Origin of the sequence: Arcticibacter eurypsychrophilus, assembly GCF_001730525.1 — a bacterium.
Lineage (GTDB): Bacteria > Bacteroidota > Bacteroidia > Sphingobacteriales > Sphingobacteriaceae > Arcticibacter > Arcticibacter eurypsychrophilus.
Genome location: NZ_MDFN01000038.1, coordinates 20,666 through 44,078, shown reverse-complemented (window position 1 = coordinate 44,078; position 23,413 = coordinate 20,666). Strand labels below are relative to the sequence as shown.

Annotated in this window: 19 protein-coding genes and 1 pseudogene; 12 read left to right on the top strand and 8 right to left on the bottom strand. The window is 38.6% G+C overall.

All coding sequences use genetic code 11. The features are described 5' to 3' along the window. The 4 genes and pseudogenes from BFL47_RS17275 to BFL47_RS17255 all read right to left on the bottom strand — a co-directional run. Window positions 1-542 (bottom strand): annotated as a pseudogene (locus BFL47_RS17275) (IS4 family transposase); the annotation flags it as partial. 227 nt (window positions 543-769) lie between these two features. Beyond that, complete coding sequence (locus BFL47_RS17265) at window positions 770-1,684, bottom strand: helix-turn-helix domain-containing protein (RefSeq protein ID WP_211480979.1); 915 nt, start codon at window positions 1,682-1,684, stop codon at window positions 770-772. Between the two features lie 78 nt (window positions 1,685-1,762). After that, window positions 1,763-2,578 carry an SDR family oxidoreductase gene (locus BFL47_RS17260; protein ID WP_069661046.1) on the bottom strand — a complete coding sequence of 272 codons (816 nt, stop codon included), beginning with the start codon at window positions 2,576-2,578 and terminating at the stop codon, window positions 1,763-1,765. A 789-nt stretch (window positions 2,579-3,367) separates the two neighbouring features. Further along, the gene (locus BFL47_RS17255; protein WP_069661045.1) at window positions 3,368-4,339 is read right to left on the bottom strand and encodes a hypothetical protein; all 972 of its coding nucleotides are present in this window, start codon (window positions 4,337-4,339) and stop codon (window positions 3,368-3,370) included. Between the two features lie 404 nt (window positions 4,340-4,743). Between BFL47_RS17255 and BFL47_RS17250 the strand changes: the two genes are divergently transcribed. The 7 genes from BFL47_RS17250 (at window position 4,744) to BFL47_RS17220 (ending at window position 11,863) form a co-directional block, all read left to right on the top strand. Continuing rightward, window positions 4,744-5,040 carry a Dabb family protein gene (locus BFL47_RS17250; protein WP_069661044.1) on the top strand — a complete coding sequence of 99 codons (297 nt, stop codon included), beginning with the start codon at window positions 4,744-4,746 and terminating at the stop codon, window positions 5,038-5,040. Between the two features lie 317 nt (window positions 5,041-5,357). Then, window positions 5,358-7,103, top strand: a complete 1,746-nt coding sequence (kaiC, locus tag BFL47_RS17245) for a circadian clock protein KaiC (RefSeq protein WP_069661043.1) — start codon at window positions 5,358-5,360, stop codon at window positions 7,101-7,103. Window positions 7,104-7,222: 119 nt separating this feature from the next. After that, window positions 7,223-7,531, top strand: coding sequence for a circadian clock KaiB family protein (locus BFL47_RS17240; protein ID WP_394332420.1), 309 nt, complete (start codon window positions 7,223-7,225; stop codon window positions 7,529-7,531). 3 nt (window positions 7,532-7,534) lie between these two features. Next, on the top strand, window positions 7,535-9,196 hold the full coding sequence (locus BFL47_RS17235; RefSeq protein ID WP_069661041.1) for a PAS domain-containing sensor histidine kinase: 1,662 nt from the start codon (window positions 7,535-7,537) through the stop codon (window positions 9,194-9,196). Then, the gene (gene epsC, locus BFL47_RS17230; protein WP_069661040.1) at window positions 9,189-9,995 is read left to right on the top strand and encodes a serine O-acetyltransferase EpsC; all 807 of its coding nucleotides are present in this window, start codon (window positions 9,189-9,191) and stop codon (window positions 9,993-9,995) included. The genes BFL47_RS17235 and epsC overlap by 8 nt, the downstream gene beginning before the upstream one ends. 5 nt (window positions 9,996-10,000) lie before the next feature. Further along, entirely contained in the window at window positions 10,001-10,873 is an 873-nt protein-coding gene (cysM, locus tag BFL47_RS17225; protein ID WP_069661039.1) for a cysteine synthase CysM, read from the top strand. A 135-nt stretch (window positions 10,874-11,008) separates the two neighbouring features. Beyond that, the gene (locus BFL47_RS17220; RefSeq protein ID WP_069661038.1) at window positions 11,009-11,863 is read left to right on the top strand and encodes an N-acetylglucosamine kinase; all 855 of its coding nucleotides are present in this window, start codon (window positions 11,009-11,011) and stop codon (window positions 11,861-11,863) included. A gap of 29 nt (window positions 11,864-11,892) precedes the next feature. Here the strand turns inward: BFL47_RS17220 and BFL47_RS17215 are convergent, their stop codons facing one another. After that, on the bottom strand, window positions 11,893-12,582 hold the full coding sequence (locus BFL47_RS17215; RefSeq protein WP_069661037.1) for an NUDIX hydrolase: 690 nt from the start codon (window positions 12,580-12,582) through the stop codon (window positions 11,893-11,895). Window positions 12,583-12,697: 115 nt separating this feature from the next. Here BFL47_RS17215 and pfkA point away from each other — a divergent pair, with 115 nt between their 5' ends. Genes pfkA through gap form a run of 3 tightly spaced genes read left to right on the top strand, consistent with a single transcriptional unit; the run spans window position 12,698 to window position 15,532 of the window. Next, window positions 12,698-13,681 (top strand): 6-phosphofructokinase, encoded by a 984-nt coding sequence (pfkA, locus tag BFL47_RS17210; protein ID WP_069661036.1) that lies wholly within the window; start codon window positions 12,698-12,700, stop codon window positions 13,679-13,681. A gap of 2 nt (window positions 13,682-13,683) precedes the next feature. Then, a complete protein-coding gene (locus BFL47_RS17205; protein ID WP_069661035.1) occupies window positions 13,684-14,532 on the top strand; it encodes a hypothetical protein in 849 nt (282 codons plus the stop codon). Between the two features lie 4 nt (window positions 14,533-14,536). Next, window positions 14,537-15,532 (top strand): type I glyceraldehyde-3-phosphate dehydrogenase, encoded by a 996-nt coding sequence (gap, locus tag BFL47_RS17200; protein ID WP_069661034.1) that lies wholly within the window; start codon window positions 14,537-14,539, stop codon window positions 15,530-15,532. A 61-nt stretch (window positions 15,533-15,593) separates the two neighbouring features. Here the strand turns inward: gap and glgB are convergent, their stop codons facing one another. Continuing rightward, window positions 15,594-17,558: a 1,4-alpha-glucan branching protein GlgB gene (glgB, locus tag BFL47_RS17195; protein WP_069661033.1), complete on the bottom strand. Its 1,965-nt coding sequence runs from the start codon at window positions 17,556-17,558 to the stop codon at window positions 15,594-15,596. A gap of 17 nt (window positions 17,559-17,575) precedes the next feature. Further along, window positions 17,576-20,032: a glycoside hydrolase family 31 protein gene (locus BFL47_RS17190; RefSeq protein WP_069661032.1), complete on the bottom strand. Its 2,457-nt coding sequence runs from the start codon at window positions 20,030-20,032 to the stop codon at window positions 17,576-17,578. Between the two features lie 77 nt (window positions 20,033-20,109). On the opposite strand from BFL47_RS17190, the gene BFL47_RS17185 reads away from it, so the two are divergent. Beyond that, entirely contained in the window at window positions 20,110-21,096 is a 987-nt protein-coding gene (locus BFL47_RS17185) for a LuxE/PaaK family acyltransferase (RefSeq protein WP_083257252.1), read from the top strand. 216 nt (window positions 21,097-21,312) lie between these two features. Here BFL47_RS17185 and tyrS read toward each other — a convergent pair whose 3' ends face one another. Then, complete coding sequence (gene tyrS / locus BFL47_RS17180; RefSeq protein WP_069661030.1) at window positions 21,313-22,596, bottom strand: tyrosine--tRNA ligase; 1,284 nt, start codon at window positions 22,594-22,596, stop codon at window positions 21,313-21,315. Window positions 22,597-22,705: 109 nt separating this feature from the next. Here tyrS and BFL47_RS17175 point away from each other — a divergent pair, with 109 nt between their 5' ends. Then, window positions 22,706-23,398: a hypothetical protein gene (locus BFL47_RS17175; protein ID WP_069661029.1), complete on the top strand. Its 693-nt coding sequence runs from the start codon at window positions 22,706-22,708 to the stop codon at window positions 23,396-23,398. Window positions 23,399-23,413 lie beyond the last annotated feature (15 nt).

The following is a 23,413-nucleotide window of genomic DNA, read 5'->3' as shown; positions in this document are numbered from 1 at the left end:
AAGGGAGAAACTTACAGGAAGGAAGCTTTTGCCGTCAAAATATCCCAGTACCAACATCCGGTACCCCAGCACATAACGCATGGATACATGGTCCCATAAACGGCTGATGTTTTCCATTATGGTGCCCGACTTGGGCAACAGGCTGTCATCAATGATCAGCATCCGGTGCCCTGGAGCAGCACCAGTTCCTTTGGCTAAACAGATTTTTACAAATCGCCCTGCGAATCCAAACAGCAGCTTCTCCCAGTTGATTTCATGCATCTTTTTCATCCTATAAAAGCTATCCTTACGGGCTGTGAGTGGTGTACTACTGCTTTGTAAAAGAGAATGCATATTCGTTTTTCCGGTAAAGGGTACTATTAAAAGCATACCGAGTAAATCGGAAATCTTAAACCCTTTTTTCTTAAGTGGATCCAGTGATTTGTATATAGATTTAAATTCAAAGAACGATAACCAGTTTAGAAAACGTAATGTTATATTTTCCTTACAATCAAATTGTATTTTATTTCAGAAATTCTATTGGTATCTTTGGAGTGCAGCATGTTTTTTTGTTTTGTTTTGCGACTTTAATATACTCATTTTTAGTGTATTATTCAAAAAAACTGCTGCTTTTCTATGCACTAAATACCTATAAAAGTCTCCTGCGAAGTTTTAGTTAATAATTCAATTGTGTATGCCGAACCACTTATTTTATATCTAATAAGTTTGAAGATATCGTAATCTGCATAACGTCCTTTTGATTTTCATTATTCTTTTTTCATTGCTGGCGTCAATTCATATTCCTGAATTTAATAGGAGTTTTCCCCGTTTTTTGCTTGAACAGTTTATTAAAGTATTGAGGATAATCAAAGCCTAATTCATATGCGATCTCACTAACAGATTTATTTGTACTTATCAGCTTGCTTTTAGCTTCCTCAATTAAATAAAAATGAATATGGTCCTGAGTATTTTTACCGGTTTCTTTTTTGAGTAAATCGCTTAAATATCCAGGTGATAAATGCACCTGTTCGGATAGGTATTTTACAGTAGGCAAGCCCTTTTCTTGCTTATTGTCCTGGTTGTAATACTCGGTGAGAATTTTCTCAAACTGAACGAGCACTGAATTATTGGAACTCCTCCTTGTTATAAATTGCCGTCCGTAAAAACGGCTGCAATAATTGAGCAGCAATTCAATCGTGGAGACGATAATGTCTTGGCTATGTACGTCTATATTTTCTTCAAGATCAGTGTTAATTTTGGATACGCAGTCATATAAAACATGCTTTTCCTTTTCGGACAAATGAAGTGCTTCCGAAGTTTCATAAGAAAAAAAGCTGTAGTCCTTCATTTTGTCATTTAAGGAAGTTGGCCGGATTAGATCAGGATGAAAGAATAATCCCCAACCCATTATGTTTTCTGACGCTTGCTCATTATTGTCAATTTCGATGACCTGATTGGGTGCCATGCAGATTAAACTACCATCCTGAAAATCAATGGTCTTGCGACCATACTTGATTTTATTATCAGGGTAGTTTTTAAACATGATTGAGTAGTAATCTGCAGACATTTTTATTTCACAGTCTATTTGCTGATTCACTTTGCTAAAGTCTACCACACCAACTAGAGGATGGTGGATATCGTTACCCAGTCCGAATAGTAAAAATATCTCCGAGATCGTTTGTAAATGAATAATTTTACTCATCATGTCATAGGGGTTTTCGTAAATATGATGATTATTGAAGCCATTACCAATGCAATGGTTCCAATAATCAGGTTAAAGGGACTAAATTCCGAATTGGGCTTTTATTCCTGCCTCAAAAGATTCATCATCATTCTGCTTGTGATTTGCGATCATAAATTCCGCATCTTCGCCTGCTATATATCTCAATTGCGTAGTATCATCTGTGGCTGCTTGGTAAATGACATTAGCAATAACACTTGCCGGTGAAGCATTTTGAAATAAGGACTGCATAGCTGACATGATTTTTCCAATAAAGGGTTGGTATTCTGTGTAAGTTTCATTGTTGCTAAAATCAAGGGAACGACCCGTAAAGTCAGTAGTGATAGCACCTGGCTCAATAATCTTTACTTTACCTCCAAATTCTGAAACTTCGTATTTCAAGGATTCAGAAATACCTTCCACAGCAAATTTAGTTCCGTGGTACAGAGCTCCTAACGGAAACGCCATTTTGCCTCCAATAGAAGAAATGTTAATGATTGTGCCGCTGCTATTTCCACGGAAATGTGGTAGCAATGCTTTGGTAACATCTAAAAGGCCAATCACATTTGTATTAAACTGACGGATGATTTTCTCTCTTGAAAAAGATTCTAAAGGGCCATAGGCACCATAACCCGCATTATTAAGTAGGACATCAATCCTTCCAAATGTTTCGATCCCCTTATTTACCGCGGTTTCAATAGAATCTAAATCCAAAACGTCCAGTCTGGTTACCAGAACATTTTCTAAGAGATTTAATTCAGTTTCACTTTCAGGTTTACGCATGGTGGCAATAACGTTCCAACCTTCCCGCTGAAATAGTTTTGCTGTTTCTTTTCCTAACCCACTGCTTGCTCCTGTTATTAAAATTGTCTTTCTCATTTCTTTGATTTTAAATTATGATATAAAGGTCGAATTAACGAATTGATGACAGCTAAGACGAATTCAGGAAATTTGTATTGTTTTTACTGAACTTTGTGCCAAAAGGGGGAAAAGACAGCCGTAAAATAGGTATATATGGCGCCTGAGCTTTAGGAGTCGATACTCTTGGTTCGCAGCATGATTAAACTACGTACCAGTCGACGCCACATTGATTTTATCAAAATTCCCTCCTTTTGTGATCAGCTGAAGACTTTCATAGTCTAATACAGATTCAAAAAGAGTCAGTAATATTGGGAACAGAAGTGTGATTGTATCAATTATCAAAAACTCATTTCATTAATCAAACGATAATTTTAGTTTTTGATAATGAGTAAATGATAAATATTGAACAGTGTTTTAACCTACTTAAAGTCAACATTCGTTTATGGCTTACTGCCTAATAATGAGATATGTTAGAGCCGCATAATTATAATATAAAGCTCCCTATATACCGCAATATTTATTAGATAAAAAAGGCTAAATGTAATACGATTAATCACATTTTTAAGTTTCTTCTAATCTACAAAATGCCACATACAGCTGCATATTTACAATTATCAACCATAGATGAAACCCTTGAAAGAACAAAGCCGACATCCTTCACATGGCCAATGTCAAAAACCCAGGGAAAGTAGAATTAGCAGAGAAAAAATATCCAAAAAAAAATCATGGAAGCTTCGTAAAACTGGACCGCTCCTTACTGTATTAAAAAAAAGAAATACCATTAGAATAGTGGACTCATTGAAACCGCTATTCCTTAGTTTTCTTAAACCAAACTCGCTTTCCTGGCAAATTATCAGGAATTACTGCCAATGATTTTACCGCTTTAACGCTCGCAGCAATTGGTGTTCCTAACCGAAAGTCAAGGCCGAGCAAGAGGAAATTTCCTTTATAAAACATCACTGTGATCTTTCCTTCCCTGCCAGGATAATCGGATGGTTGCATATTAACCTCTTTCAACGGGTATTGTGAAGGCTTTTCGGATTGAAAAGCACCAATAATAGCGCAAGGGCTGAACGCTGCACTATTCAGCAAAATGCTTTCATCTGTTTGACAAATAGTGGAGTAGAGCATTAGCGACATGCTTACCATTGCCAAACAGCCATCCGGAACGGACTCAGTAAAGTTGATCACCTGTCCTTTGAAGTTTTGATATCCTTCCAGATCAAGATCCTGAAAGCCCAAATTTTCATAATATTCTTCCCTGAAGTTAAAAGCCACAAGCATTAACCGGATCCGGTGCTTCATATAGGCCCCGTTTGCTCCTTTGGGCCTTTTGATCTCTGTTTTAGTGTTCAATGAACCTAACGTAACGCTCACCAAACCTGCTGCGTTTCTACCAACCGAGTGGCTCATCTGCAGCACTTCATGCAGTTTACTGTTCGCATTAAAGTCCAAACCATTAAGCGCAGAAAGGTCGCCATCATGCAAATCCCTTTTCCCTTTCTCTCCGCTTACATTATTGAGTATCGAACGGTACACCAATTGCGTACTCCTATAAGCTGCCGTTCCATCCTTAAAAAAATAAGCCGGTTCAAATGCAGTCCGAATTACTGCCGCTGCTGAACTCGAAAGACCAAACTCGGTAGCACTCCTGATTGTTTTTTCGGTTTGCTTAAATGTTCTTGCTTTGCCCTGGATGATGTTCTTTCCTCGGCACTCAAGGTAAATCACCGACCCTGCGGTTCCGTGTAGCATTCCTCTTTTATCTATAGTTGCCATATGATTAAAATTTATTTTCATAAAGAAACTATATAGAAATTTAAGAAGTGAAAGTAACACCAAATCTTCCTAAATCTTCTTTAATACAGCAAAAATTTCCAAAATAAGGTATGGATTTACAAGAGAGATTCTTATGTACTAATTTGACCAAAATCCCAAACTATAATCATACAGGATAGCTACTGAAATGAATCTGATTCTCAGCATTAAAAAAGCAATAAGAATCACTTGTAAGTCCGACTTTAGCTACCCAATACCGGACTTATTCCAGAGGCTTATTGCATTCTTACTAGACCATTTAACTATCAGGTATCATCATTACTTTGTTATTTTTTATAGAGATTGACTGCAAGCATGGTGCAACGCGTTATATTTGCTATTCAATCACATACAAAAATAACCCCATGCTGACCCACCACGTACTTTTCTGGCTTAAAGCCGACATGACTATTGATCAAAAGGTTGCTTTCAAACAAAGTCTTGAAGCATTAAAAAGAGTTGAAACCGCAAATTCAGTTTTCATTGGAACTCCGGCTCCAATTGAAAGGGCAGTTGTAGATTCAAGTTACACCTTTTCACTAACGGTTATTTTTGATGACCTGGCCGGCCATAATGTATATCAGACCCATCCGCTGCATTTAGCTTTTCTTGATTCGTTTAGAATGTATTTCGAAAAAATAGTGATATACGACGCCGAATAATTCCTCATTGATAAAAAAAAGCTTTTTTTTTTAAAAAAACACAATTTAGCTTTACTGTAAAGATTACTTTCAAACATCAAAATCGTCATTTTTAAATTATTAAATCCTCAGGATAAAGCCTTTAAAAGCAGAAATTCTGAGGATTTAATAATTTAAAATCAATCTATATCGAAAAAATAATAAAAATTGATTAACTTTCATTGTAAAAAAAAACCCTTCAATTGCTCAGCAAGAAAACAAGGCACATTTGCGCGTAAACTGATTATAAATCCTTTCTTTGATATCATATAAAAGAAAGCACATAAGCATGACAATCAATGGATTTCAACGAAAAAAACAAGTTAAATTTAGGTCTGCTCCCTAAAACACCAACCGGAATTTTAGGGCTTGATGATATTACCGGAGGTGGATTGCCTAAAGGTCGCCCAACCTTAATTTGCGGCGGAACAGGATCAGGAAAGACTTTGATGTCGCTTGAATTCATCGTAAATGGCGCAACCAAGTATGATGAACCCGGCGTTTTTATGGCTTTTGAAGAGAAAGCGGAGGAGTTGATTATGAATGTGGCTTCTTTAGGCTTCGATCTGGCCGCTTTGGTTGAAAGTAAAAAGGTAAGTCTGGACTATGTGTATATCGACCCAAATGCGATAGAGGAAACCGGACAATATGATCTGGAGGGTGTATTCATCCGACTTGGGTATGCTATTGATCAAATTGGGGCAAAACGGGTAGTGCTGGATACGGTTGAAAACTTGTTTTCTGATTTGACGAATGAAACCACTATAAGGGCAGAACTTCGCCGGTTATTCCAATGGTTAAAAGAGAAGGGAGTTACAGCAATTATAACCGGAGAGAAAGGCGACAAATTACTGACTCGTAGAGGGTTGGAAGAATATGTCTCCGATTGCGTAATATTCCTTGATCACCGGATTATAAATAAAATTTCCACTCGTCTATTGCGAATAGTAAAATACCGGGGATCCACACATGGTACAAATGAATATCCTTTTTTAATCGATAGTGACGGAATCTCGGTTTTACCGATCACCTCCCTCAATATGGATAACGTGGCTTCATCGGAAAGAATTTCTACAGGAATTACAGGTCTGGATAGCATGCTGGGTGGACAAGGTTTTTTTCGTGGTAGTAGTATTTTGATTTCGGGAACAGCGGGAACAGGAAAAACGAATATTGCAGCCACTTTCGCTTCTAGTATATGTGACAAAGGTGAAAAATGTATTTATTTTTCCTTTGAAGAATCAGCTAACCAGCTCATTCGTAATATGACATCCATTGGTTTGGATCTTCAGAAACACATTGACGCAGATTTGTTGGAAATCATCACCTCCCGCCCTACGATGTTCGGTCTGGAGATGCATTTAGTTGACATGCATAAAAAGATTTCGGAAATCAAACCTAAGGCCGTAATTATTGACCCAATCACTAATCTGGTTACAGTGGGTTCTGTAAATGACGTAAAAGCCATGTTGATCAGGCTGATTGATTTTTTGCAAAAAGAACAAATTACTGTACTATTTACGGCTTTGACAATCAATAATAGTGTGACAGAACAAACCTATGAAGTGATATCATCACTCGTAGATGCCTGGTTATTGGTACGAGACATCGAATTTAACGGCGAACGCAATAGAGGGGTTTGTGTGATGAAATCAAGAGGAATGAAACACTCGAACCAAATCAGGGAGTTTATCATTACCGATGACGGACTAGATTTAGTTGAGGTGTACCTTGGTTCTGATGGTGTCTTGACTGGCTCCGCTAGGGAAGCACAAATCTTAAAGGAACTTACAGGGGATGTGTTGAAGGGTTATCAGAAAACACGTAAGGACCGTGAAATTTCTAGAAAGAAACAGATTTTAGATGCCACAATTTTGACTTTAAAAGCCAAGTTTGAATCTGCAGAAGAAGAATTAAACCGTACCTATACAGAAGAACTGTTAACACGGGATATCCAGGAAAAAAACAGAAAAGAAATTACGCATATCAGGGGTTCATCGCCTAAAAAAAATAACGAAGATAATGAGCCCAATATTGAAACATAAAAAAGAATTTAATGTGACAAAAAACGAAGCTTTCCTTATTTTTTTGGAAATTAGATTTCTTTTTAATTATAAAAAGAAGTAAAAGCTGTATACATACAAATTGATCAGGAAATATTGTGTTGAAAGAAGTTGTAAAAAAAATTGAATCTCCTAATAACTTTGTATTGCGGTTATTTGTTGCAGGTGCTTCGGCAAACTCTGCAAGGGCGATCTCCAACATCAAGTCCGTCTGTGAATTATATCTTAAAGACAGATACAATCTGGAGATTATCGACGTTTACCAGCAGCCCCTTATTGCAAAAGAAGAGCAGCTTATTGCTTTACCGCTTCTGATCAAGAAAAACCCGCTACCTGGGAGCAGATTGGTTGGTGACATGTCCGACTTAAAAAAAGTACTTAAAGGCCTTGGAATCAATGAAGATATTTAGTTTATGGAAACGAAAACGCTGCCGGAACTCATCGCTATAATTTATGAGTTAAGAGCAAAGCTCAATGAAACGCAAAATACAATTGACGCCATTTTTAATGGAGAAATCGATGCTCTTGTTGTTCCGAACAAAAATGGGCATCAGCTATACACATTAAAAAATGCTGATCGCAACTACAGGGTGATTGTTGAAAATATGACCCAGGGAGCTTTAACGCTGGATAGCAACGGGGTAATTTTATACAGCAATTCCCGTTTTGCTTCCCTATTGAATTTTCCCCTAGAGCATGTTATCGGGGTTCCTTTTGAAAACTTCGTTCCTGACGAGTTCAAAGCGGCTTTCAGAAGATTATTGAATAAGGGATGGAGGGAAAATATCAAAGACGATCTGTACCTTATGGGAAAAAACTTTGAGCGGATTCCTTTTCTTTTATCCTTAACAAAACTGGAATTTGATAAAGGCGAAGTGATTAGCATCATTTTAACAGACCTCTCTTTAATAATAGAGACCGAAAATCAATTAAAAGCTAAAAACATCGAGCTGGAAAAGGCTCAGTACATTACCGCGAAACTGAATAAAGAACTGAAGGATACAGTGAAAGAAAAGACCCGGGATCTTTTAATCAGTCAGCGTAATTTTAAGTTTTTAGCGGATAACATTCCGGTCATGGTATGGACAGCTGATCGGGATGGAAAATTCGACTACTTCAATCAGCAGTGGCTTGACTATACCGGTCTAAGTGTGGATGACTCTAAGAATGACGGATGGATGAAGGTAGTCCATCTCCATGATATTAAGGCGAGCATGGAGTCATGGCAAGCTGCTTTAGCTACCAGCATGCCTCTGGAAACAATGTGCCGAATAAGGAAAATAGATTCAGGTGAATATTTATGGCATCTGACCAAAGCTATCCCCTTTTTTGATGAAAATTCCCGTATCATAGCCTGGTTTGGCACCATGACCAATATTGAGGAACAAAAACAAGCTCTGGCTAAAAAGGATGAGTTTATTGGAATAGCTAGTCATGAGTTAAAAACCCCTCTCACGAGTTTGAAGGGTTATATGCAGCTGATCAGTGCTTATAAACAAAATGAATTGCCTCCAATTATTAAACAATTTGCAGGCAAAGCGAATGAAGCGATCGGAAAGTTGGCCAATCTGGTTAACGACCTGCTGGATGTAAGTAAAATTCAGATGGGAAAACTGGAGTTTAACACGTCGTTGCTGAACGTTTCGGACTTGATTCAACTATGCATCGAAAGTGCTCAATTCATGTATCCCAATTATATTATTTCAGTACATGGAAAAAAAAATGGCATAGTTACAGGCAATATGGAAAGGCTCGAACAGGTAATGATGAATTTAATCAGTAACGCAGTAAAATATTCTCCTGTAAACAAAGAAATTGATATTGAAACTGAAGTGACCGAAACAGAGGTAAAGGTTTCGATTAAAGACTTTGGAATTGGATTGTCAGATCATCAGAAAGAACGTATATTCGAACGTTTCTACCGGGTGGAGGATAATACCTATTCTACAAGCGGCTTAGGTATTGGCTTATATATATCATCAGAAATCATTAAAGCCCATAATGGAAAGATCGGGGTTATGAGCAAACTAAATAAAGGCTCTACGTTCTATTTTATTTTACCTATCCATGAATAAAGAATTTTACGAATATATTTTTACAAAACATCAAAAGACGGAGGCTGTTCCTTCGAATAAAGAGATAGCAGGTTGGGCATTAGGTTTGATCAGGATTTTGTATCCGGAACAGTCTAAAAGTTTTTTTTACTCCATACACGACATTGAGGTTGAGGTAAAAGCTCTGGAAATCAAGCTGAAAGAAATAATGGACTCTACACGGGCCTGTGAAGATTGTAATAATGAGCAGACGGCAAGGGAGTTTTTTAATCAAGTTCCGGAATTATACCGGATCTTAAACACCGATATTAGCTCCATACTGAGTGGCGATCCGGCTGCTAAAACTGAATTTGAAATCATCAGGGCTTATCCGGGGTTTTATGCTATTTCATTTTTCAGGATTGCCCATGCCTTATTAAAGTTAGATGTTCCTTTGTTGCCCCGTATATTGACAGAGTTTGCGCATTCTAAAACAGGGATCGACATTCATCCGGGGGCGACTATTGGCGAGTATTTGTACATTGACCATGGAACAGGGATCGTAATCGGTGAAACTTCCGAGATCGGATGCCACGTTAAACTCTACCAGGGAGTGACATTGGGCGCTTTGAGTGTCGAAAAAACAATGGCATCTAAAAAAAGACATCCTACGGTAAAAGATCATGTTGTTATTTACTCCGGAGCTACCATTTTGGGTGGCGATACGATAATTGGTAAAAACAGTATCATAGGCGGAAACGTTTGGTTAACGAAAAGTGTGCCACCGGGATCAGTGGTATATCATGAAACACAGTTCAAAGTTGTTGAACGTAAGCTTTAATTTTAATGGCTGGAATAATTGATTTAGTAGGGAATACCCCGATGGCTGAGCTGACAAGGCTCAATACCAATAAAAATGTAAAAATATTTGCGAAGCTCGAGGGTAACAATCCGGGTGGAAGTGTAAAGGATCGGGCAGCGCTGAATATGATTAAAAGTGCACTGGATCGTGGTGATATCAAACCGGGAACGCGCCTTATTGAGGCTACCAGTGGCAATACAGGTATCGCATTAGCCATGATGGCCCGTTTATTTGGTCTGGAGATTGAACTCATTATGCCTTCTAATTCCAGCCGGGAACGTACCGTTACGATGAAGGCATTCGGTGCAAAAGTGAAATTAATGGACAGTATGGAATTATGCAGGGATTATGCAGAGGAAAAAGGAGCAGAACCTGGTTACTTTCTAATGAATCAGTTCGCTAATCCGGATAATTACCTGGCGCATTATAAAACCACAGGTCCTGAGATATGGAAGGACACAGCCGGGAGCATCACTCATTTTGTAAGTTCGATGGGCACGACGGGAACTATCATGGGCAATTCTATGTTTTTAAAAGAACAAAACCCAGAAATTCAGATTATTGGATGTCAGCCTACAGAAAACTCCTCCATTCCCGGAATACGAAGATGGCCTGCAGCTTATCTGCCCAAAATATTTGATGCCTCAAGAGTAGATCACATTATTGATATTTCACAGGCAGAGGCCACAGACATGACCCGTAAACTGGCTAGAGTGGAAGGAATCCTTGCAGGGATGAGTTCGGGAGGAGCCGCATTTGCAGCGTTAAAGGTTGCGGAAACAATTGAAAAGGGCTTAATTGTTTTTATTGCTTGCGATCGTGGTGACCGTTATTTGAGTACAGATCTTTTCGGCTAAATAATTCAACCTCAGATTAATTATCCTTAATAAGTTCAAAATAATGACATCAATCAATTTCGTTGATTTGTCTTTATACAATCTCAAAGATTATTTACATTTACCCCATATTATTAAACCAAAATTAACTGAAACATGATAATTATAGCTGACGGTGGATCAACGAAAACAAATTGGTGTCTTCTTAATGATGATAACAAGAAAATCTACTTCAATACGGAGGGTTATAACCCCTATTTCGTAACTAGTGCGTATGTTGAGGACTCTTTAAAGAAAAATCTTCCTGAAGACCTAGAATTTGATAAAATAACAGAGGTTTACTTTTATGGAGCCGGGGTTCATAACAAAGAAAAAGCAGATCAGCTGAAGAGTGCCATGTCAACTGTATTTGTACATAGTGAAATTTTTGTGGGTCACGATTTATTAGCCGCTGCCCGTGCTCTACTTGGAAAAAGCACTGGTTTTGCCGCCATCCTTGGAACAGGAACTAATACCGGTATTTATGATGGAAACGAGATTGCTTTTCAGATCGATTCAGCCGCTTATATTTTAGGGGATGAAGGTAGCGGTTGTTACATAGGTAAAAAGCTATTAACCGACTATTTAAGGGGTTATATGCCTCAAGCAGTAAGAGACTCATTTTGGGAGACATTCCATCTGACTCCCGATGATATTCAGGAAAATGTGTATAGCAAACCTTTGGCTAATCGCTTTTGTGCGAGCTTTAGTAAATTTGTGTATGATAATACCGATAATATCGCTTACACACATAACCTGGTAAAAACATCGTTTACAGATTTCTTTAAAAACATTGTCAGCCATTACCCTGATTACAAAACACTTGAACTGAATTGCATTGGTTCAGTGGCTTATAATTTCAGAAATGTGCTGGAAGAAGTGGCTGAAGAGTTTGGCATGAAGATGGGCACCATTATTCGTTCACCTATAGATAATTTGGTTAAATTCCATATTGATCACAAAGTAGCATAAAATAAAAGGGGGGTGAATAACCCTCCCTTTTATTCTTTAGAAAAAGTAAGTTCTTTTTTAAAAAGTTTATTATAGGTACGGCGATCAAACTTATAAAAGGTAGCCGCTCTAAAAGCAACTCCATGCTGTTTTTCATCCAGCTCCTTAAGGATACCATTGCTTAGCATTTTCTTTCTGAAATTTCTTTTATCCAGCTTTTTATTCAGGATGGCTTCATACACGTTTTGAAGCTGAGTGAGCGTAAATTTTTCAGGAAGGAGTTCAAAGGCAATAGGCTCGTAGCTAATCTTTCTTCGGATCCGATGGAGGCTTTTTTCAAAAATCAGTGAATGATCAAAGGCTAATGCTGGAATTTCATTGACCGGACACCAGAATGCTTTTTTTACAAATGGAGTGTTGGGATGTAAACTACCTTTGCTATTAATGCGGATCATTGCATAATAGGCAACTGTTATCACGCGGCCTTGAGGATGGCGGTTTACATCTCCGAAGGTATAGAACTGTTCCAGAAAGATATCTGTTAAACCAGTAAAGTTAAACAGGATCCGTTCTGCTGCTTCTTGAATACCTTCGTTTTTCTCGACAAAGTAGCCGGGTAAAGCCCACCAATCTTCAAAAGGCGGGTCATTACGTTCAATCAATAAAACTTTGAGTGCACCTTCATCAAAACCAAAGATGACGCAGTCAATTGAAAATATAGAATCAAATTTAGAGAGCATTGTGTTAATAGTTAAATCTTATAATGATTTTCATCACAAATACGGAAAAAAAAATCAAAAATTCTCTTAGTGTAACCTACACACAGTATATTAGCAAAATAAAACAAAAAATAATATGTCCGAGATAAAAAAAATAGGTGTTTTTACTTCAGGTGGTGATGCGCCCGGCATGAATGCTTGTATTCGGGCTGTTGTTCGAACAGGCATCTTTCTTGGCAAAGAGGTGGTTGGCATTTATCAGGGTTATCAGGGAATGATTGATAAGAAATTTATCAACATGGATGCCCGCTCAGTACGTAACATTATACAACTGGGTGGAACTGTATTAAAGACAGCGAGATGTGCAGAGTTCAGGACTCCTGAAGGTAGAGCAACAGCGTATAAAAATTTAAAAGAAGAAGGAATCGACGCTTTGGTCGCTATAGGTGGCGATGGAACATTTACAGGTGCGGAACTTTTATCCCGCGAATATGATATTCCTATTATCGGGATTCCGGGAACGATTGATAATGATCTGTATGGATCAGATTTCACATTGGGATACGATACAGCTACAAATACTGTACTGGAAGCGATTGATAAAATTCGTGATACAGCGGCTTCACATGACCGCCTTTTCTTTATTGAAGTAATGGGTCGTGATTCAGGTTGTATTGCCTTACATGCTGGTGTGGCAGGCGGTGCGGAAGCTATTTTATTGCCGGAAAAAGAAACGGCTATTGATGATCTTATTTTAAAGCTCGAAGAAGGTGCTTTAAGCAATAAGAGCTCCAGTATCGTGATCATTGCAGAAGGGGAGAAAAATGGAGGAGCTTATAATGTGGCCAAACGCGTTAAGGAAAGGTTTAACTTCTACGATATTAAGGTAACTATTTTAGGACATTTGCAAAGAGGAGGAACTCCAAGTAGTTTTGACCGTGTATTAGCTTGTCGTTTGGGTTACGCTTCAGTAAAGGCGCTTGTTGCAGGTGAATCAAGAAAGATGGTTGGTTTACGCGGAAACCTAATTCAGCTTACCGATATTGTTGAATCTATAAATAATCATTCATACAAACTGGAAGATGATCTTCTGGAGATGTCAGCAATTCTATCTATATAAAGATGATTGCTGTTGTTTATAGTGGTTCACGAAATGCAGACTGGAAACTTTCAGAAAAAGGAATTATAGTTTGCGACATAAAGACTCCCGGCATCAATCCTTTTCTTAATGACGGGAAGGCAATCACCGCTTTATTAAGCAAAAACAATCTTTTAATTACCCATGCTGAAGATATAAAGCGTATTTATTTCTTTGGAGCAGGCGCATCTTCGAAAGGAAGACAACAAGTGGTAGCAGATGCTTTTGCCTCTTTTTTCAAGAATGCTAAAATATCAATTGACCATGATCTGAAAGCTTCGGCGTTGGCAACCTGTGGAGATCAGCCTGCAATTGTAGGTATTCTTGGCAGCGGCTCTAATGCGGCTTACTTTGACGGTAAAAAGGTTAAAGAAAACAACTATGGCATGGGTTATATCCTTGCAGATGAGGGTTCTTCAAACTGGTTGGGAAGAAATTTGTTACGTGATTACTTTACGGGGACAATGCCTAAGGAATTTGAAGCTATATTTGTAGAACGATACAAACCCGATAGAAAGTTGATCCTGGAAAAGATTTACAAGCAGGCAAGTCCGGTGTTATTTTTAAGTTCTTATAATGACTTTTTAATTGAACACTTTGATCAATTATATGTTAAACAGTTAATAGAGAGAGGACTTACTCTATATTTCGAAAGTTTTATCATACCATTAACAAATAAATACCCTGGTTTACCGCTGCATTTTACAGGGCCTGTAGCTGATGGTTTTCAGCAAACGTTAAACAAAATTGCAGTAAAGTACAATCTTACTATATCATCGGTTATTAAAAGACCGATATATAATATTTTAAATTATTACACGAATAAAAATTAATAACATGAAAATTGGAATTAACGGCTTCGGCCGAATTGGTCGTTTAGCATTTAGAGCAGCTGTAGATCGCGCTGATATCGAAATTGTTGGTATTAATGATCTTGTTGAGCCAGAATACATGGCTTACATGCTAAAATACGACTCAACCCATGGTCGCTTCAACGGAACCGTTGACGTGAAAGATGGTAATTTAATTGTTAACGGAAAAACGATCCGTGTTACAGCTGAAAAAGATCCTGCTAATTTGAAATGGGATGCAGTTGGTGCTGAAGTAATTATTGAATCAACAGGTTTATTCCTTACTCAGGAATCAGCTGGAAAACATATTACTGCAGGTGCTAAGAAAGTTGTAATGTCTGCTCCAGCGAAAGATGATACCCCTACATTTGTAATGGGTGTAAATCACTTGGAACTTAAGGCTGATCAACACATTGTTTCTAATGCATCTTGTACTACTAACTGTCTTGCTCCTATTGCTAAGGTATTAAATGATAAATTTGGTATCCTTGAAGGTTTAATGAGTACTATACATGCAGTTACTGCTACACAGAAAACTGTTGATGGTCCTTCTGGTAAGGACTGGAGAGGTGGACGTGGTGCTTACCAAAACATCATTCCTTCATCAACCGGCGCTGCAAAAGCGGTTGCTTTAGTTATCCCTGCTTTAAAAGGAAAATTAACAGGTATGTCTTTCCGCGTACCAGTTGCTGACGTTTCTGTAGTTGACTTAGTTGTTCGCTTAGAAAAACCAGCTTCTTACGAAGCAATCAAAGCTGCAATGAAAGAAGCTTCCGAAGGTGAATTAAAGGGTATCCTTGGTTACACTGAAGATGATGTTGTTTCTCAGGATTTCTTATCTGATTCAAGAACTTCAATCTTTGACGCTAAGGCTGGTATCGCATTAAACGATAACTTCGTTAAGGTTGTGTCCTGGTATGATAACGAATGGGGATATTCAAACAAAATAATTGACTTGGCTCAATTAGTTGGAAAATTCTAATTCCAGATATCTATAAAAAAGCCTTGCAGAATCTGCAAGGCTTTTTTTGTTTCCACTCATTCTACCAGAACTTAGACTGGCGGTTGAAGCGTTTGAGGATTAATGCTGACAGCGGAGGCAGGTTTAACAGGACAGAGTGTTCCTTTCCTTGCCAAGGTATTTGTTGAGTAGATATGGCGTAATTTAATTCAAAACCACTTCCATAATATTTGACTTCATCTGAATTGAATATAATTTCCCAATCACCATGAAGCGGAATACCGACACGGTAGTTCAAGCGGGGAATTGGGGTCATGTTTAATACGATAATGAGTTTTTCGTCCTTAATATTTCCTTTTCTGCAGTAAGCCAGAACGGATTGTTCTGCATCTCCGGATTCTATCCATCTAAATCCTTCCCACTCAAAGTTTTTTTCATAAAGGGCACCCTCTGTTGTATAGAGATAATTCAAATCTTTGATCACTTGTTTAATGCCTTGATGGGGCTTAAAGTCAAGTAAGTGCCAATCAAGAGACTGCTCATAGTTCCATTCAGAGGTTTGACCAAATTCAGCTCCCATAAACAGCAACTTTGTTCCGGGATGAGTAAACATATAACTGTACATCAATCTGAGATTGGCAAACTTCTGCCATTCATCTCCGGGCATTTTGTATATTAAAGACTTCTTTCCATGCACCACTTCATCGTGAGAAAGTGGTAACATAAAATTCTCGGTAAAGGCATAAACGGTACTAAATGTAATTTGACCGTGGTAATACCTTCTATGTACCGGATCCTGCTGAAAGTAGCTCAAGGTATCGTTCATCCAGCCCATCATCCATTTCATACCAAAGCCTAGTCCGCCAGTAAATACAGGCTTACTTACTCCTGGAAATGCGGTAGACTCCTCTGCGATGGTCTGAACGTCGGGAAACTGTCCGTATACCGCTATATTCAATTCCTTTAAAAAGCTGATCGCTTCAAGATTTTCGCGGCCTCCAAATTCATTAGGAATCCATTCACCTTCTTTTCTGGAGTAATCCCTATACAGCATTGATGCAACCGCATCTACACGTAAAGCGTCTACATGATAGCGATCCAGCCAAAAAATAGCATTACTGATTAAGAAAGAACGTACTTCGTTCCGTCCGTAATTAAAGATATATGATTTCCAATCAGGATGGAATCCTTCTTTTTCATTTGCGTGTTCAAATAAATTCGTGCCATCAAACTTATATAATCCATGCATATCGCCTGGAAAGTGCGATGGCACCCAATCCATCACCACACCGATACCATGATTATGCAGTTGTTCGATGAGATACATGAGGTCCTGCGGGGTGCCATATCGGGAGGAAGCGGCAAAGAAACCGGTGATCTGATATCCCCATGATGGATAATAAGGATGTTCCATCAGTGGCATAAACTCAACGTGAGTAAATCCCATTTCTTTGATATAAGGGACGAGTTCATCGGCCATGGAGCGATAACCAAGAAACTTTTCCGGATCATCAGGACTCCTTTTCCACGAGCCTAAATGTACTTCATATACAGACCATGGTTTATTAAGCCCATTATTTTGAAACCGGTTCTCCATCCAGTTCTCATCAGTCCATTGATACCAGGTATCCCAAACGATACTGGCTGTATGAGGCGGCTCCTCCCATCTTAAGGCATAGGGATCTGCTTTTTCCAACGACTCTCCCGTATTGGATTTTATTAAATATTTATAAACTTCGCCAGTAGATATGCCAGGAAAAAAGCCTTCCCAGATACCTGAACTGTCCCATCTGCTAAAGAGCGGACTTGCAGTATGATTCCAACCGTTAAAGTTTCCGATAACAGATACGCCAAGTGCATTTGGTGCCCAGACTGCAAAGTAAGTTCCCGAAACTCCCTCCTCATTTTTGACAACATGTGATCCTAGTTTATCATAGAGCTTGTAATGCTTCCCCGCTTTGAATAAATGAATGTCAAAATCAGTAAAACGAGAATAAGCAATGGTGGGTGCAGTTGTAGTAGCTAAACTTTTCTTCCGGCTTTTCATTATATGTTCTGAGTAGATTAAATTAACACCTGTATTTCTTTAAAGTTTTTATTTGCTTTAATACGTACCCGTTTTAAAGCATCGAATTCCAATTCTACTTTTTGTTCTCTTCCGTCGATAATCACCCGCGTAGGCAGAAAAGGCAAACCTATAAATTTTATATCGTATGTTTCATACCTTGGTGTATATAGGCCTTCGGAGAATTGACGGATACTACAGCTGCTGGCATCACCCTTGACGACAAATTTCTTTTCCGTGTAAATGTCCTGTTCGTAGGCAAATGTATCTCCATGGTCTTCATAATAAAATGAGTTCACCTCATAGGATGAAAAGTAGACCTGGAATTTTATTTCATCAAGGTCAATTTCATTGACATACTGCATTACAGGCCACTCCGGAATAACGGAACCTGCTTTTACGCAGATAGGCATACTGTCCAGTTCTGCTTGTATAACATGCTCTTCTCCGCCTTCGCGTTTTTCATGCGTCCAGTAATCATACCAGGTACCGGGAGGAAGATAAACGACTTTTGAGGTTTGTCCAGGATTCAAGATAGGAGAAATAAGAATTTTATCGCCAAAGGTAAATTCTTCCTCTCTGAACCTATTTCCTTCTTTATCTTGCTCAATCATGACAATAGGCCTTAAGATAGGGAATCCAAATTTATGATTTTCCCAGAAAGCAGAGTAAATGTAGGGAAGTAGTTTGTATCGTAACTCAATAAACTTACGGTTCAGTGCTTCATAGGTCTCCCCAAAGCTCCAGGGTTCTCTCTCTCGGGTATCTCCTGCAGAATGCGCCCGCATGAAGGGAGTAAAAACGCCCAGCTGGATCCACCGGGTAAATAATTCGCCATCGGGCTCACCTGTAAAACCTCCGATATCGGTTCCACAGAAAGAAACTCCTGATAAGGATAAGCGGGTGCATTGAAGTAAAGCCAGCTTCAGATGGTCCCAGGAAGCCAGATTATCTCCGGTCCATACCGAGGAATACCGTTGGACGCCAGCATAACCAGCCCTGGTAATGGTAAGCGGGCGTTTATTTTTATATAATTTTTTTAATCCATCATAAGTGGCCCTCACCATTTGCATCCCATAAACGTTATGGGCTTTGCGATGTGAGCCACGCAGACCATCATATTGATGCCTGACATCGTCAGGAAAAGTGCCTGAGCCGAAAACAGCGGGTTCATTCATGTCATTCCAAATACCTGCAACACCGGTTTCAACAAGGCCTTTGAACAATCCACCCCACCATTTCCTGACTTCGGGGTTGGTAAAATCAGGAAACTGACATCGGCCAGGCCACACATGGCCTTCCATAAAGTAATCATCGCTTCTACGACAGAAGTACTTATTGTCTTTACCTTCTTTGTATACCCAATAATTTTCATCCACCTTAATACCTGGATCGATAATAACCACCGTTCTGAAACCATTATCCGCAAGTTCCTTCACCATTCTCTTCGGATCGGGGAAATACTTTTTGTTCCAGGTAAAGCATCGGTATCCATCCATGTAATCAATGTCAAGGTACAGCGCATCACAGGGGATTTTCTTTTCACGGAAAGTCTGTGCCAGTTTCATCACTTTACTTTCGGGATAGTAACTCCAACGGCATTGATGGTACCCCAGCGCCCATAGAGGAGGCATAGGATGAGTTCCGGTGAGTGTGTGGTATCTTTTTACCACATCCATCATATGAGGCCCGTGAATGTAATAATACTGCAGTTCTCCACCTTCAGCCCAAAAGCTTGTTTTGCTTTCTTCCTCGTGGCCAAAGTCAAAGTATGTTTTATAGGTATTGTCAAAGAAAATTCCGTAAGCTGTAGATTCTTTCAGGCCTATGTAAAAGGGGATAGAACGATATAAAGGATCCTGATCGCGGGCAAAAGAGTAAGTATCTGTATTCCAGTTTTGGAACCGTCGACCACGCATATTAAATTTGGTGGGTTTATCACCTAATCCAAAATAAGCTTCATCTTTATGGCTCTTTTTGGTACAATAAACGTAATAGCCACCATAATCTACGTTTTCCTCCCAATGCATAGCAGAGAAATCTTCGTTGATCATGTTTTGTTGATTATCAGCAAATGAGATCAGGAATTCTTTTTTACTGATTATGCAGGAAACCGTATTGGTTTCTACTATATAATCAAGTTCGGTTTCTTTTAAAGAAAACAGGGAAGCCGTATAGGTGATTTTAGGTACAGCATAGGAGAAATCTTCAAGAAATGTACTTTGAGGTGCCATGCGGATCCGAATAATCTCATCGCTAACGACCTTTACCTCGACGGTAGACTCTCCATCGGAGAAGAAAAAGTCATTATCGACCTGTTTATATTCTTTAACCTGCTGCAGATACCTTTTCTCAATGGGCTTTAAACCTACTATCGGATTGTTTACGTGCTGAACTCCTTCTTCTAATTGCTCTATGGTGATCTCCGGTAATGATATTTTATCTTTTTCGTCCATTGTTTATTATACTAAGCCTAACCAAGTGTTGGGGTAAATATAAATAAATGCATTTTAAATCTTGTTACCTTTGTAGTGTGGAAAAATCTTTTTCGGAACGTATATTCTTAAATCATTCTTCAGAGGAATTTAAGCAGCTTGCATTAACGATATTCCAGTATCAAATCACCAATAATCCGACATATGCTGCTTTTGTAAAGGGAATAAAAAAAAGTGGGGAATCTATACGTCATTTCGAAGAAATCCCCTATATGCCGGTTGAGTTTTTTAAAAACCACACGATATTATGTGGAAATGAGGAGCCTGAAGAGGTATTTAAGAGCTCGGGTACTACTGGAATGGTTCAAAGTAAACATCCGGTAAAAGAAGTTTCTATCTATCAGGAGAGCTTTAGGAAAGCTTTTGAACTTTTTTACGGTGCTGCAGAGGACACCATTATTCTGGCCTTGCTGCCTTCTTATTTGGAAAGAACGGGTTCCTCGCTTATTTATATGGTGGAGGATCTGATCGGGCTTAGCAACAACACGTCCAGTGGTTACTTTTTATATAATCATGCGGATTTGTTTGCCACCTTAAAACAGTTAAGACAGAGCAGTAAAAGAGTAATTTTAATTGGTGTAACCTATGCTTTACTGGATTTTGTAGAGGCTTACAAAATTTCGTTTCCTGATTTGATTGTGATGGAAACGGGTGGAATGAAGGGCAAGCGTAAAGAAATGATTCGGGAAGAGCTACACAAGCAATTAGCTGAAGGTTTTGGGGTTCCGTGTATTCATTCGGAGTATGGCATGACCGAATTACTTTCTCAGGCCTATTCAGATGGTAATGGAGTTTTCAGATGTCCACCCTGGATGCGCATTGCGATACGGGATATCAACGATCCGCTGTCTTTGCTTAATGCGGGCGTTACGGGTGGCATTAATATTATTGACCTGGCGAACCTGCATTCGTGTTCATTTATTGCTACACAGGATTTGGGTAAAAGACAGGAAGATGGTTCTTTTGAGGTAATTGGCCGGTTTGATAACAGTGATATTAGGGGTTGTAATTTGTTGGTGCAATAGGATTTGAATAACAGCTTCTCAAAATCATTTTCAGTAATGAGCCATTGTCTATTAACGAAATCAAATGATACAATTACCAATGTACAACCTTAACTATTTCTGTGGATTACGTGGAATTTTTTTAATTAAACTACGGCAACTGTACTTTGATTTAATTTATCTTAAAATGAAAAGTTTGAGATGCTTTTTTACAAGTCCTCAAACTTTTCAGCAAGCCTATTCTGCTACAAGTAAAAAGTAGTTTTTCTTTCCTTTTTGTACTATAATAAACGTTTCATTAATCAAATCAGAAATGTTAACCAAACCGTTAACATCGTTTATTTTCAATTTATTAATGGAAACGCCTCCACCTTGAAGCATTTTTTTAGCCTCTCCTTTGGATGGAAATACCTGTGTATTTTCGGCAAGCAGCTCAACTAGATTCAGTCCAGCTGAAAGTTGTTCCTTCGCAAAGGTATATTGTTGAATACCTTCAAAGATTTCAAAGATTTCCTCGTTTGTTAATTGGGTAAGAAACTCAATTGGGCCATTTCCAAAAAGGAAATTTGAGGTATTCAACGCTTTTTCAAGAGCTGCTTCTGAATGGGTCCTGATTGTTATTTCATTCGCTAATGCCTTTTGAATCAGGCGCAGATGGGGAGCCTCGTTATGTTCCTGTTCAATCGTCTCGATTTCTTCCTGTGATTTCAATGAAAATATCCGGATCCAGTTTTTGGCATCATCGTCAGTGGTATTTAACCAGAACTGGTAAAATTTGAAAGGTGAGGTTTTTGCTGCATCTAACCAGATTGCACCTCCTTCTGTTTTCCCAAATTTATTACCGTCTGCTTTTTTAATCAATTGTGTCGTGATCGCAAATGCGGTTCCTTTTCCAATACGGCGAACAAGTTCAGTTCCTGTTACGATATTACCCCACTGATCAGACCCTCCCATTTGAACCTTGCAATTTTTATTTTGCCATAACCAGTAGAAATCATATCCCTGGATCAACTGGTAGCTAAACTCAGTAAAAGAAAGGCCAGTTTCACCTTCAAGACGCTTTTTTACAGAATCTTTGGCCATCATGTAGTTCACTGTAATATGCTTTCCTACATCCCGGATAAAGTCTAAAAAGTTGAAGTTTTTAAACCAATCATAGTTATTCACCATTTCTGCACTGTTTGTTCCGCAGTCGAAATCAAGAAATTTCCTAAGCTGACTTTCCAGTGCCTGCACATTCTTTTGAAGGGTATCTTCGGCTAACAAGTTTCTTTCGGCAGATTTACCGGAGGGGTCGCCCACCATCCCGGTTGCCCCACCTACGAGTGCAAATGGCTTATGACCAGCCTTTTGAAAATGAATAAGGGTCATGATTTGTGTCAGATGGCCCACATGCAGAGAATCGGCAGTTGGATCAAAGCCTATATAACCCGACACCATACCTTTATTTAATTCTTCTTCTGTTCCTGGCATGATATCATGTAACATGCCTCTCCACCTGAGTTCTTCTATAAAATTCATTTCCTTTAATTGAAGGCGCAAAGATAGAAAATCTGAGAGTTAATAACCTTTAGCTTCCAAGAATCAATAAATCTTATTATATTGTAACAAACTCAAGCAAGCAAATTCCATGAACTTCCTATCTCATTTTTACTTTGACAGATTTGAAGATAATCCATACAGGATCATGGGAATGGTATTGCCCGACCTGCTTAAAAATGCGAACAAAAGCTGGAATCCGAGACCGGAGAAAAAGGAATATTTATTTGTGCAGGACAGTCTTCAGGTCCATATTATGGAAGGCTGGAAACGACATTTACAGGTTGACCGTTACTTTCATTCTTCCGAATTCTTTTGTCACCATACCCATATATTGAGGCTTAAAATCGCACCTTATTTAGAATTATCAGAGGTACGTCCCTCATTTGTAGCTCACATCGCTTTGGAGCTTATGCTGGACAACCTGCTGTTAACTGAAACCAACATGAATTCTGCACAATTCTATCACTGTCTAAAAATCGCAGACAAGAAAGTGATAGCAAATTTTCTATTATTGAATGACATTCCAGATTCAACTGTTTTTTTTCGTTTTTTAGATGAGTTTATAAAGTCTAAATACCTTGAAAGCTACCGGAATCCAAAAGATATCATGTATGCTATAGGCAAGATTTGCTTAAGGATATGGCCCGATCCTTTTACTGAGGAGCAGAAATTGCAGCTCACACTGATCCTTATTTCTTATTTAGAAGACCTTCGATCTAGTTTTTTAACCATTTTCAATCAAATTGAGGTACAACTGGAACCTTATAAAGAATATAAATAATACAAAAATGCTAAC

Bases quoted from the DNA above. Each gene is read 5' to 3' on its own strand.
- BFL47_RS17265 (WP_211480979.1), bottom strand. From the start codon at position 1,684: ATGATGAGTAAAATTATTCATTTACAAACGATCTCGGAGATATTTTTA.
- BFL47_RS17260 (WP_069661046.1), bottom strand. From the start codon at position 2,578: ATGAGAAAGACAATTTTAATAACAGGAGCAAGCAGTGGGTTAGGAAAA.
- BFL47_RS17255 (WP_069661045.1), bottom strand. From the start codon at position 4,339: ATGGCAACTATAGATAAAAGAGGAATGCTACACGGAACCGCAGGGTCG.
- BFL47_RS17250 (WP_069661044.1), top strand. From the start codon at position 4,744: ATGCTGACCCACCACGTACTTTTCTGGCTTAAAGCCGACATGACTATT.
- kaiC (WP_069661043.1), top strand. From the start codon at position 5,358: ATGGATTTCAACGAAAAAAACAAGTTAAATTTAGGTCTGCTCCCTAAA.
- BFL47_RS17235 (WP_069661041.1), top strand. From the start codon at position 7,535: ATGGAAACGAAAACGCTGCCGGAACTCATCGCTATAATTTATGAGTTA.
- epsC (WP_069661040.1), top strand. From the start codon at position 9,189: ATGAATAAAGAATTTTACGAATATATTTTTACAAAACATCAAAAGACG.
- cysM (WP_069661039.1), top strand. From the start codon at position 10,001: ATGGCTGGAATAATTGATTTAGTAGGGAATACCCCGATGGCTGAGCTG.
- BFL47_RS17220 (WP_069661038.1), top strand. From the start codon at position 11,009: ATGATAATTATAGCTGACGGTGGATCAACGAAAACAAATTGGTGTCTT.
- BFL47_RS17215 (WP_069661037.1), bottom strand. From the start codon at position 12,582: ATGCTCTCTAAATTTGATTCTATATTTTCAATTGACTGCGTCATCTTT.
- pfkA (WP_069661036.1), top strand. From the start codon at position 12,698: ATGTCCGAGATAAAAAAAATAGGTGTTTTTACTTCAGGTGGTGATGCG.
- BFL47_RS17205 (WP_069661035.1), top strand. From the start codon at position 13,684: ATGATTGCTGTTGTTTATAGTGGTTCACGAAATGCAGACTGGAAACTT.
- gap (WP_069661034.1), top strand. From the start codon at position 14,537: ATGAAAATTGGAATTAACGGCTTCGGCCGAATTGGTCGTTTAGCATTT.
- glgB (WP_069661033.1), bottom strand. From the start codon at position 17,558: ATGAAAAGCCGGAAGAAAAGTTTAGCTACTACAACTGCACCCACCATT.
- BFL47_RS17190 (WP_069661032.1), bottom strand. From the start codon at position 20,032: ATGGACGAAAAAGATAAAATATCATTACCGGAGATCACCATAGAGCAA.
- tyrS (WP_069661030.1), bottom strand. From the start codon at position 22,596: ATGAATTTTATAGAAGAACTCAGGTGGAGAGGCATGTTACATGATATC.
- BFL47_RS17175 (WP_069661029.1), top strand. From the start codon at position 22,706: ATGAACTTCCTATCTCATTTTTACTTTGACAGATTTGAAGATAATCCA.